Below are 12,152 nucleotides of genomic sequence, written 5' to 3' on the forward strand. Positions count from 1 at the left end.
CGCAGTGTTGCAAGGATGCTATATAAGTGATAGCTGCTCGCCATTGACTGGGGTTGATTCGGAGATAAATTTCACTGTTTGCATTTGAGCCGTTAACCATTGTTGGAATAAATCATTGCGTAAGCGTTGACGGGTGGGAGGATCCAGTTCACAGGATAAATATTTTTCTAACCGGACAATCACGACCCATTCTCCCACTTGCGTCGGTGGCCACAGTTGCCCCGGTTTACTTGCCTTGAGAATTTGCCCAATCTGGGGATGGGGAGCACTCAGTTCCACCGGTCCGATTAGTCCTCCAGTTTCCGCTTCTGATCCTTGGGAGTATTTTTTGGCTAGTTCAGCGAAGCTATTTTCTCGATCCTGTATCCGGAAAAATAGTTCTTGGGCAATGCCGATATTTTTTGTCCGAATCAGGGAATAAACCACTTTATCCAATTGATTTTTGACTTGCAAGAAGTAGGATTCTACTTTGTTATCCCAAGTCTCCTGTTTGAATTTTTCTAATTTAATGTCCCGCAGAATTAGATATTCTAGTTGCTCGGAATCCATCCCGTTTTGTTGTAACCAAGATTTCATTTGCTCATCGTTGGCAATTTGATTATTTTGATAGAAACGGGAGTAGGCCGCGTTTCTTTCTTCGGGATTGCAGGTGATATTGGCGATCGCTTGCTCGATAATTACTTCCCGGATTAACTGGGGTAACATACCATATTTTGCCAAAAGAGGCAATACCTCTGACTCGTCAATTTTTTGGTCGCCGATTTCAATAATTGAACTCATAATAAATACATTTTCCTCACAGAAAGGTTTAAAACTAAACTATAAACTCTAGGAGCTTCTAAATTTTATTGAGGTGACCATACGTCAAAACAGCAATTTCAAAGCACTCCTCCCTATTCTAATTTGAGTTTTCCCCCGTGAAAGCCGAAAATTACAGAAATTAAAGGAATAAGTCAGTCATCCCGGCGGGGGTGGTGAGGCGAAGTAGTCTGGCCTATCGGCCTCCGCCCCAAATCCTGCTCAGAAACCCCTAATCACACTTCTAATGTACTAGAATAGACCTCTTGCACTCTTGCAGGGAGCATCTCATTTATGCAAGTGAGTAATTATACTTATCCCTAAAACTGGTTTCTAGCAAGGCTTTCAAAATAGCTTGACATAAAACTTGATTTAGGGGTTACAAAGGTGAGATGCTCCCCCTCTTGCAGAAGTCGGGGAAGGGGGAAAGGGGAAATTTTAATCTTTAACCCTTAACTCTATAATATGCAACCCTTTTCCCTACATTTGCGGAAAAATTTTTGATTTATGCAAGAGATCTAATGATAATATATAGGTCTAGCTGCCTTGGAGAGGTGGCAGAGTGGTCGATCGCGCTCGACTTGAAATCGAGTAATCAGCAATGGTTCGTGGGTTCAAATCCCACCCTCTCCGTACTCGCCCAATCACATTTGGACTCCGGTTGCCCGATTGTTCTTAGATAGGAGAAAATAAAATATACTAGGCTAAAATGATAATATTGAGGCAGTAGCCCCCTGGCATGGTTTTTTGGAAAAGATTGTTTAATAGTTCCGAAGTCACTGCATCACCTGACTATTCGGGAGACTTGGTAGAGGTTGCCCAGAATGACCTCGGACAGACGCGAGTGTTTTTTAGTACCGATCGAGAGCTAGATCTATATGAGTTAGAAGAACTTTGTGACTCGGTGGGTTGGGCCCGTCGTCCTTTACGCAAAGTTAAAAAAGCGATCGAATGTAGTTTTTTAGTGGTGTCGATGTGGGAAGTGCGAGGTAATCGCCGTCGTTTAGTGGGTTTTGCTCGTGCCACTTCCGATCACGCTTTTAATGCCACGGTCTGGGATGTGGTTGTTCATCCTCACTATCAAAGTAAGGGTTTTGGTAAAGCAATGATGAAATTTATGATCAGGAAGTTGCGGGGTGAGGATATCAGTAATATAACTCTTTTCGCCGATCCGCAGGTGGTGGATTTCTATCGTCGTCTCGGTTTTGTTCTAGATCCCGAAGGTATCAAAGGGATGTTTTGGTATCCCGATTAATAATGCGGCTCTTAGGCTATACTAAAAAAGGAGTTTATTTCGGGATGTAGCGCAGCTTGGTAGCGCGCCTGCTTTGGGAGCAGGATGCCGCAGGTTCAAATCCTGTCATCCCGACTTGAGAGAAAATTCTTAAAATCTTAACTTTGTCTCCTTTCCAGTGGACAAGAGAGGCTGCCTTCTTTTATCTCAAATGTCGGGGTGAATTAGCCAGAAAATTAGGGAGTTTGGGGAGAGAAGCAGGGGATTTTTGGGGAATAATCGGGGTTTTTCTCCAGAAAAATTGCCCTTGCTTCCCCGGGTCTCCCACTGCTCCTTGTAATATCTCCACAGACGATTATTCTTCTTCGTAATCCTCCTCGAAATCCTCCTCTCCCCCTTCCTCATCGACTTCTGACCAGCTGTCGCTGATGGGTTGGCGACTAAAGCGACTGCTGCCGCGGGAAGATAGGAAAGCCATTTCATCATCCTCTAAATCGACCACATCACCCTCAGCGTAGGCGCGAGCGGTCTGATCGTCAAGAATCATATCGCTATCCTCACTACTATCGCCGAAACCGGGACGAGGGGGGAAACCGATACCGCCGGGGGCAGCGTAATAACCACGATTGTTGTTGTAGTTATATTCCTCCTCTGGGGGGGTGTAATCACTGATCCCCGCCATGTTTTCGTGGGCATTGAAGCCAGTACCTGCTGGAATCAGACGACCGATAATCACGTTCTCCTTGAGACCGCGTAACCAGTCGGACTTGCCTTCGATCGCCGCTTCCGTGAGGACGCGGGTGGTTTCTTGGAAGGAGGCGGCACTGATAAAGCTATCGGTATTCAGGGAAGCTTTGGTGATCCCCAGTAATACAGGCGTATATTTAGCCGCCGCCCCACCGGTGATTGACATGGCTTCGTTTACCGTCTCCACCTGTCGCAGTTCCAACAATTCCCCGGGCAACATACTGGTATCGCCACCGTCATCGATCCGCACCTTAGAAGTCATCTGACGCACGATCACTTCAATGTGTTTATCAGCAATATCGATCCCCTGGGATTGGTAAACCGACTGTACCTGATCAACGAGGAACATCTGGGTTTTTTCCAAGGCTTTTAAGGCCGCTTCGTAACTGCCCAAGCTATCCACATAATAATTAAAGAACACCTCTAAAATCTCGTGGGGATTAGCCTGACCATCGGTTAACGCCTGACCCACATCGATACGCTGATTATCGCTCACCAGGGGGTTTTGACTGCCTAAAAGCGGATATTCACTGATCGTGCCGTCATCCTCGACCACCTTAATATCGACGATCTCAGAATCTTGGTACTCCACTTGACAAACTCCCGGTTTGCGTGCTAGTACACAAGCCTCTTTTGGTTTGCGTGCTTCGAGCAGTTCTTCGATTCTCGGTAAACCTTGAATGATATCCCCAGTTTTCGAGCGCTCAAACACCAACAGCACCAAATTATCGCCCCGTTGGACTAAATCCCCCTCATCGATGTGCAAAATGGCCCCCGCCGATACTCGGTAGGGTCGGGCCTTACGCAGACGGATTTCATAGCCGGTGGTGGTTTGGTCAATGGCCAGCACTTGACCGGAATTGGGGGCTAAAACTCCGGCAGCGATCTCAGCTTCGGCGATTACCAGATCCCCAGCTTTGACGGTGGGAGCAACAGCCTTGCCCTGAGCTACGTCGAAGGGGAGCGGGAGAATAAACTCGTCACGGTCACTGACAATTAAAAGACGGCGTACCGCTTCGCTTCCCTTGCGAATCCCGCGAATTTCTCCAACTTCCTTGCACTGAATCTCCGTCCGGGCCACCACTGCCCCCGGTGGAATTTCATCGCCATCTTGGACGAGAACGCGAGTCTGAATATTACCCCCTAAAGGATCATTATCACTATCTCGACGCAGCACCAGGGATTCGAGAATAACTAACTGTAAACGCTGACAATCCCTGTCCTCGATCGGTTCTAACTCGATATCGGCCGTCAGATGGGAGACCGATTCCGGTTCTTCGCTAGAAATTTCTAGGACTAATTGGGTGCTGATCAGTTGACAACCCTCGACGGATTTAACTCTTTCCCCGTCTTTAAAGAAAATGCGCTGCACCGATCGCAGTTCGATATGTCGTCCTCCCTCTTGGTTAGCGGAACCTTGGGTGGGAGAAGTGGATTGGTCTTCTACTGTGAACTCCTGTACTGGTCGCAGCAGTAATCCCAAACCCTCGTTAGTTTCCACCCATTCCGCTTGCCGTAACTCCTCGATCGTCACTTCGGGAGTCAACTGTGTCCCTGGGTAAATTAACTGTTCTTGGGCGATTCCGGAGGATTCTGGTTCGAGATCCATAAATAACAGCCCCGGTTTGACAATAATCTCCCGGAGGATGTCATTTTTCTGGATCACTTCCACCACACCGCTAGAGTTGCAGAAGATGTCTTTAACCACTTCTTCCCCCGCTTCCACATACTGCCCATCTTCCACCTGTAAGAGGGAAATATCTTTATTGACTTCGTGGGTTTCTTCGGGAATCCAGAGGATCGTTCCGCCTTTGGTGATTTCATAACCCTGTTTACGGCTGCCTTTGGCGACTTCGATATCGACATACTTAATCATGCCGCCGGTGTGGGTTTGATAGCGATCATCGATTAACTCGGCGACAATGGCATGATTCTGTACTTTTGTCCCCGGAGTGGTTTTCAGTAGGAAGCTTTGACCATCTCCCGTATGAATAATAAACTGTTCCCGACCGGCACTACTTTCTACTTTTACTTCGGCCTGATCCAAAGACACGGAAGCGGTGACGATATCGATTTCCCGGCTATTGGGGGCTAAACGCACCAAACCGCCGTTAGTGGATACTAACTTAGTTTCCGCTAAAACATCTCCCACTTGTACTTGATCGCCGTTACTGACCACGGGTTCAGCCCCTGGGGGCAAGTTATACACTTCTCCGGAGAGAATCCATAGTAATCCCCCCCGTTGGGCGATGCGGGTGGTGTTGCCTTGGCGATCGGTTTTTTCTTCTGGCACTAATTGGGAGAATAGCACCTCACCAGCTAAGTCACTGGTTACGTCTTTTGTGGCTTTTTCTGTCGATTTTTGGACTTTATCGGAGGTTATTTCCGCTAGTAACTGTTCCTCGCTTACCGCTGCCCCATCGGTGACGAATAGCAGCGATCCAGGAGTCAAAGAGTAGGTTACGGTTTCTTTAGTTTTATCCTTGGGTGTTAATTTAATTTCCCCCGGGGCCTCCACCTGATCCCGTTCATCCCCGTGGCGAGTTCGCACGTTACGGATACTTAACCCCGGCAGAAAACGCACGGTTCCCTCGAAGGGACTCCGCACTTGCCGGGCCACTTCTCCGGTAAATACGCCCCCAGTGTGGAAGGTACGCATAGTTAACTGAGTCCCCGGTTCCCCGATCGATTGGGCGGCAATAATTCCCACTGCTTCCCCCATATCCACTGGATGACCGTGGGCGAGACTCCAACCGTAACAGGTTTGGCAAACCGAGCGGGCTGCTTCACAGGTTAAGGGGCTGCGGACCTTGATTTTATCGACCAGTTTGCCCAGTTTTTCCGCCGTTTCATCATCGATAATCTGGTTGCGGGTGGCGATCACTTCTCCCTTGACCACCACATCTTCGGCCAGGGAACGACCTAATAGGCGATCGCTTAAGGGAATTAACACGCGATCGCCATCAGTCATAGCAGTTAATTCGATGTAACGATTGGTGCCACAATCGGCCTCGCGGACGATGACATCTTGGGACACATCGACGAGACGACGGGTGAGATAACCGGAATCTGCCGTCCGTAGGGCTGTATCAACTAAACCTTTGCGGGCCCCGTAGGAGGAAATAACGTATTCGGTAACGGTCAATCCTTCCCGGAAGTTAGTCTTAATCGGGAGGTCAATAATTTCTCCCTGGGGATTAGCCATTAATCCCCGCATTCCCACTAACTGACGCACTTGGCTCATATTACCCCGCGCTCCAGAGAAAGCCATCATATAGACGGAGTTGAGGGGATCGGTAACTTGGAAGTTGCGAATTACTTCATCTTTAAGCGATTCAGATGTACTATTCCAAGTGTCAATTACTTTTTGGAAGCGTTCCACTTCGGTGATTTCCCCGCGCACATAACGCTGTTCGGTTTGCCGGATTTCCTGTTCGGCACTTTCGATCATTTGTCGTTTAGCCGGCGGTACGGTTAAATCATCCACACTAATGGAAACCCCTGCTTTGGTAGCGAAACGAAAACCGAGGTTTTTCAATTCATCGGCCATTTGTGAACAGCGCGCCGAACCGTAGTTTTGATAGGCCCAAGCGATCAGTTTTTTCAGTTTTCCTTTGTCAACAGTTTGGTTATAAAACATCTCGATCCGGGTAACAAGTAAACAGCTATTAGCTATCAGCCATCAGCATTCAGCTATCAGTTAGAAAAGGGAACAGGAAACAGGGAATAGGGAACGGGGAATAGGCAAATTTTTACTTTACTGTCCTTTTTTTGGCTTTTTCCTTGAAAATTCTCTCCTGTCTCCTGACTACTGACTCCTGACTCCTGACTTCTCACTGATAACTGATAACTGAAATTACACTTCCGATTCTTCTTCCTCAAGGTCTTCTGTGGTTAAGGATTCGTAGGTGGGGCGAGAGGGCGCGCGACGGCCGACATCGACCATCAGATCCACCTCCACATCGCGGGAAGTACCATCGGGGGCATTTTCCACCTTGTGAACGGCGATATCGAGGCCGAGGGATTGCAATTCTCGCATCAAAACCTTAAAGGATTCTGGCGTACCCGGGCGGGGAATCGGCTTGCCTTTTACGATCGCATTTAAAGCCTCATTCCGTCCTTGCATATCGTCGGATTTCACCGTTAGCAATTCCTGCAAGGTATAGGCTGCCCCGTAGGCCTCCAGGGCCCAGACTTCCATTTCTCCGAAGCGCTGGCCCCCCTGTTGAGCTTTACCGCCCAAGGGTTGCTGAGTAACTAAAGAGTAGGGACCGGTAGAACGGGCGTGAATTTTATCATCAACCAGGTGAACCAGTTTTAACATATAGGCCATACCGACGGTAACGGGACGGTCAAAGGGTTCGCCAGTGCGACCGTCATAGACGGTGACTTTGCCGGCGTGTTCTTCCTTGAACACCCAATCGCGATTGGGTTTTTTCGAGGCATTTTCTAGCAATCCGTGAACGGTTAAACGGCTGGCTTCTTCCCCGTACATTTCGTCAAAAGGAGTAATCTTAAAGCGCACGCCCAGATTTTCGCCAGCCCAACCCAGTAAACATTCAAACACCTGACCGACGTTCATGCGACTGGGAACCCCTAGGGGATTAAGAACGATATCGACCGGGCGACCATCGGGGAGGTAGGGCATATCTTCCAGGGGCAGAATCCGAGAAATAATCCCTTTATTGCCGTGACGACCCGCCATTTTATCGCCCACTTGGATTTTGCGTTTTTGGGCAACGTAAACCCGTACTACCATATTTGCCCCGGGGGGTAATTCGTCCCCCTGTTCGCGGGTAAATACCCGCACATCCACTACCCGGCCTTTCTCGCCGTTGGGGACGCGCAGGGAGTTATCCCGTACATCCCGGGCCTTTTCGCCGAAAATTGCCCGCAGTAGTTTTTCTTCGGGTGGTTGATCCGATTCGCCTTTCGGGGTGACTTTCCCCACGAGGATATCGCTGGCCTCTACCCAAGCGCCGATGCGAATAATACCGCGTTCATCGAGGTTTCGCAGGGCATCTTCACCGACGTTGGGAATTTCCCTGGTGATTTCCTCTGGCCCAAGTTTAGTTTGACGGGCTTCGATTTCGTATTTTTCAATGTGGATACTGGTATAGACATCTTGTGCCACCAGTCTTTCACTGATTAAAATCGCGTCTTCGTAGTTATAGCCTTCCCAGGGCATATAGGCGACGAGGATATTCTGGCCGAGGGCGATTTCTCCTCCTTCGGTGGCGGAACCATCGGCGAGGATCTGCCCTGGAACCACCTGTTCCCCTTGATAGACTAAAGGACGCTGATTTAGGCAGGTATCTTGGTTAGAGCGTTGATATTTCTGAATTTCGTACTCGATCTCGCTCTTGCCAAAAATCTCTTTGTCTTCATCCGCCACTTTGATGCGAATCCGGTTAGCATCGACGTAGGAAACGACCCCATTGGTACGCGAAACGATGACCATGCCGGAGTCGCGAGCGGCCTGTGCTTCCAATCCGGTACCCACAAGGGGACGTTCGGGACGCAGCAGGGGAACCGCTTGTCGTTGCATATTAGACCCCATCAGGGCGCGGTTAGCGTCGTCGTGTTCAAGGAAGGGAATCAGGGAAGTGGCCACCGAGACAATTTGGACGGGGGAAACACAAACGTAGTCCACTTGTTCGGGGGAAGTGGTGGAGAATTCCTGCCGATAGCGCACGGGGATAGTTTCGCCGAGGATATAACCATTTTCATCGGTGGCCACGTCTCCCGGTGCTACCCGCAGATCGTCTTCTTCGTCAGCGGTGAGGTATTTAACGGGGAGATCGTAGCGGACTCGGCCATTTTCCACCACATAACAGGGGGTTTCAATAAAACCGTAGTCGTTGACGCGAGCGTAGGTGGCCAGGGACCCGATTAAACCGGCGTTGGGACCTTCTGGGGTTTCCACGGGACAAATGCGACCGTGGTGGGAGGGGTGAATGTCGCGCACGGCAAAACCGGCCCGTTCCCGGGTGAGACCGCCGGGGCCAAGGGCGGAAATGCGGCGTTTATGGGTCAATTCCGCTAGGGGGTTGGTTTGATCCATGAACTGGGAGAGTTGCGAGGAACCAAAGAATTCTTTAATCGCCGCTACTAGGGGTTTCGGGTTGACTAGGGAAGCGGGGGTGAGGTTTTGGGATTCGCTGACGGTCATCCGTTCCCGAATGATTCTTTCTAAGCGGTTTAAACCTACTCGCACTTGGTTTTGTAGCAGTTCACCCACGGAACGGACGCGACGGTTACCGAGGTGGTCGATGTCGTCGGTGTTGCCGATGTCAAATTCGAGGTTAATTAGGTAGTCGATCGCCGCTAAGATGTCGGTGGTAGTGAGAACGCGCTGGTTATCGGGGACGTTGAGGCGTAGTTTTTTGTTGAGTTTATAACGACCAACGCGCCCGAGATCGTAGCGTTTATTGTCAAAAAAGCGCGATTCGAGCAGTTGTTGTCCGCCAGTGACGGTGGGAGGTTCTCCGGGGCGTAGTTTGCGGTAGAGGTCGAGGAGGGATTCTTCTTCGCTGGGATTGCCTTCTTTGTCGAGGGTTTTTTGGTAAAATTCGGGATGGCGTAGGGAGTCAAAGATTTCGTTATCGCTCAATCCGATCGCTTTCAGGAGAACTTGGGCGGATAATTTGCGGGTTTTGTCGATTCTGACCCAAACTAAGCCGTTTTTGTCGGTTTCAAATTTTAACCAAGCTCCTCGGTTGGGAATCAGGGAAGCAGAATAGGTGCGGCGACCGTTTTTGTCGATTTCGGCTTTGTAGTAAACGCCGGGGGAACGGACGATCTGATTGACGATGACTCGTTCGGCCCCGTTAATGATAAAGGTTCCCCGTTCGGTCATCAGGGGTAAATCGCCGATAAAGACTTCCTGTTCGATGTTTTCTCCCGTTTCTTTGTTGATTAAACGGGTGGGAACGTACATTTGAACGGAATAGCTGCTATCGCGTCGTTTGGCCTCATCGACGTTGTATTTCGGTTCTTTGAGTCTGTAGTCCTGGCCGAGGAAATGTAGTTCTAATTTACCTGTATAGTCGCTGATGGGGGAAAAGCTGTTCAGTTCCTCGATTAGTCCTTCTTCCAAAAACCACCGAAAACTGGAGTGTTGGATTTCGATGAGGTCGGGTAAGAGGTTAAAGGTAAGATTGTTCATAATGGTTACAAGGGCTGATGACACGATAGCGACGGTCGGATATCAGTGAGCGGTGAGGAGTTGGGTGATGGGGTATTGGGGAGAAAAGCCGTCTCCTGAATACTGACTCCTGTCTCCTGTCTAATAAACTATGTTTTTTAACTGGGGAGTTGAAATAAGTTGCGGGCGTTGTGGGTGGTTTGTTCGGCTAGGGTTTCGACCGGATAGCCGCGCAGACGGGCGACGGTTTCGGCCACATGGAAGACGAAAGAGGGTTCACAGGGTTTACCGCGGTGGGGATTGGGGGAGAGAAAGGGGCAATCGGTTTCGATCAGTAGGCGATCGCTGGGGACAATTTGGGCGGCAGCTTGCACGGTTTTACTGTTTTTGAAGGTGACAATGCCGCTAAAGCTGATGTAAAAACCCAAATCTAAAAACCATTGAGTTTCTTCGGGGTTGCCAGTCCAGCAGTGCATCACGCCGCGAATTTTGCCCACTTGTTGCCGAAAGGCACTGATTTCCTCCCGCATTTCCTTAGCCGCATCTCGACAATGGATAATCACGGGTTTATCGAGACGATGGGCGATTTCCAATTGCGTCCAAAACACCCGTTTTTGCTGCTCTTGGTTATCCGCTTTATAGAAGTCTAACCCCATTTCCCCGATCGCCACGACGCGCCGATCAGATCGGGCTAGGGATTCGATCTGATCGGCACTATTATCTCGCCATTTTTGGGCATCTAGGGGATGTAAACCGACGGCGAAGGAAATTTCCTCAAATTGATCAGCAATGGCTTTAATCGCTGCAAATTCCTCTGGTTCGACACAGGAGTGAACCAGATGAACGACTCCCACACTTCGCCAACGTTCGGAGATAGCGGGCAAGTCGGCTTGCAAAACGTCAAAGTTCAGATGAACGTGCGTATCTATTAATTGCATCGACCCCCGATCGCTTGTTGCGTCTGTCCTGATTACAGCTTACCTGTTTCTTAGGAAGCTTGGCTAACTTTTTGCAAAGCTTTGGCTAAACCGGCTTTTTTTCTAGCACCGTTGTTCCGGTGCAAGACGTTGCGCTTGACGGCTTTATCGATTTTACTGTAAGCTTCCGATAGAGCTTGTTGGGCGCTTTCTAACCCTTCTGGGCTGGGGTTGGCTCCGTAGGCCGAGACAGCGACAAGACATTTTTTGATCAGGGTTCTTACGGCTGACTTGTACGCTTTGTTGCGTAGACGATTTCTTTCGGAGATTTGGACTCGTTTGAGTGCAGACTTTGTATTAGCCACAGTCGTTTCTTGTTCTCAATACTGGTATGGTTGATCGGGACACAGACAAACCATAATAACAGATTTGTGCTATTTGTTGCAAGAGTTTTCTGGACAAGATTGGGGCAACCCCAAAGATACTTTCAGGATGAGGTTCCCACAGACAGGGAAGGATTGAGGGTTAAGGGGACTGCCACACCTGAATTCAGGTTTAGGGGATTTTGCCGTGACTGTCCCGATAACTATCGCCAAACTTGTCCCCAGTGACTAAAGTGTGCTATAAGCAGTCAGACTCTTTATATGGTCTTTATTCTTTCCGATTAGGTAAATTACTGATGACTGAAGCTAAACGCGCCCTAATTACCGGCATCACCGGCCAAGATGGTTCCTATCTGAGCGAATTATTATTAGAAAAAGGTTACGAAGTCCACGGTATCATCCGTCGTACTTCAACTTTTAACACCGATCGCATCGATCATATCTACGTTGACCCCCACCAGCCGGATGCTAAATTATTTCTTCATTATGGCGACCTCACCGATGGGACGACCCTGCGGCGTATTCTCGAACAAGTGCAACCGGTAGAAGTATATAATTTAGGGGCCCAATCCCACGTGCGAGTTAGTTTTGATGCTCCAGAATACACCGTTGATGCTGTGGGTGTGGGAGTTTTAAGACTACTAGAAGCAATTCGGGATTACCAAAAAAGAACCGGTATCGAAGTGCGTTTCTATCAAGCAGGTTCCTCGGAAATGTTCGGGAAAGTCATGGAAGTGCCCCAAAAAGAAACCACGCCATTTTATCCCCGCAGTCCCTACGCTTGTGCGAAAGTTTACGGTCACTGGCAAACAATCAACTATCGGGAATCCTACGACTTATTTGCCTGTAACGGCATTTTATTTAACCATGAATCCCCCCGGCGGGGAGAAACTTTTGTCACGCGCAAAATTACCCGCGCTTTGGCC

7 protein-coding genes and 2 tRNA genes are annotated in these 12,152 nt (G+C 49.2%); 4 read left to right on the plus strand and 5 right to left on the minus strand.

The window, feature by feature from the left end:
- Nucleotides 1-18 precede the first annotated feature (18 nt).
- On the minus strand, nucleotides 19-780 hold the full coding sequence (locus IM485_RS08040) for a peptidylprolyl isomerase (RefSeq protein WP_104397100.1): 762 nt from the start codon (nucleotides 778-780) through the stop codon (nucleotides 19-21).
- Nucleotides 781-1,346: 566 nt separating this feature from the next.
- Here IM485_RS08040 and IM485_RS08045 point away from each other — a divergent pair.
- The 3 genes from IM485_RS08045 (at nucleotide 1,347) to IM485_RS08055 (ending at nucleotide 2,167) form a co-directional block, all read left to right on the plus strand.
- Nucleotides 1,347-1,431: transfer RNA gene (locus IM485_RS08045), tRNA-Ser, on the plus strand.
- A gap of 106 nt (nucleotides 1,432-1,537) precedes the next feature.
- Nucleotides 1,538-2,053 (plus strand): GNAT family N-acetyltransferase, encoded by a 516-nt coding sequence (locus tag IM485_RS08050; RefSeq protein WP_104397101.1) that lies wholly within the window; start codon nucleotides 1,538-1,540, stop codon nucleotides 2,051-2,053.
- 40 nt (nucleotides 2,054-2,093) lie between these two features.
- Nucleotides 2,094-2,167, plus strand: a tRNA-Pro gene (locus tag IM485_RS08055).
- A 220-nt stretch (nucleotides 2,168-2,387) separates the two neighbouring features.
- Here IM485_RS08055 and IM485_RS08060 read toward each other — a convergent pair.
- The 4 genes from IM485_RS08060 to rpsT form a co-directional block, all read right to left on the minus strand.
- Nucleotides 2,388-6,419: a DNA-directed RNA polymerase subunit beta' gene (locus IM485_RS08060; protein ID WP_104397102.1), complete on the minus strand. Its 4,032-nt coding sequence runs from the start codon at nucleotides 6,417-6,419 to the stop codon at nucleotides 2,388-2,390.
- A gap of 216 nt (nucleotides 6,420-6,635) precedes the next feature.
- Nucleotides 6,636-9,947: a DNA-directed RNA polymerase subunit beta gene (rpoB, locus tag IM485_RS08065; RefSeq protein WP_104397103.1), complete on the minus strand. Its 3,312-nt coding sequence runs from the start codon at nucleotides 9,945-9,947 to the stop codon at nucleotides 6,636-6,638.
- A gap of 137 nt (nucleotides 9,948-10,084) precedes the next feature.
- Nucleotides 10,085-10,864, minus strand: a complete 780-nt coding sequence (locus tag IM485_RS08070) for a TatD family hydrolase (RefSeq protein WP_104397104.1) — start codon at nucleotides 10,862-10,864, stop codon at nucleotides 10,085-10,087.
- Nucleotides 10,865-10,914: 50 nt separating this feature from the next.
- The gene (gene rpsT / locus IM485_RS08075) at nucleotides 10,915-11,208 is read right to left on the minus strand and encodes a 30S ribosomal protein S20 (RefSeq protein WP_002737368.1); all 294 of its coding nucleotides are present in this window, start codon (nucleotides 11,206-11,208) and stop codon (nucleotides 10,915-10,917) included.
- 314 nt (nucleotides 11,209-11,522) lie between these two features.
- Between rpsT and IM485_RS08080 the strand changes: the two genes are divergently transcribed.
- A partial coding sequence (locus tag IM485_RS08080) for a GDP-mannose 4,6-dehydratase (protein WP_287742346.1) occupies nucleotides 11,523-12,152 on the plus strand: 630 nt, incomplete at its 3' end.

This window comes from Microcystis sp. M169S2 (genome assembly GCF_020245865.1).
Lineage (GTDB): Bacteria > Cyanobacteriota > Cyanobacteriia > Cyanobacteriales > Microcystaceae > Microcystis > Microcystis ichthyoblabe_A.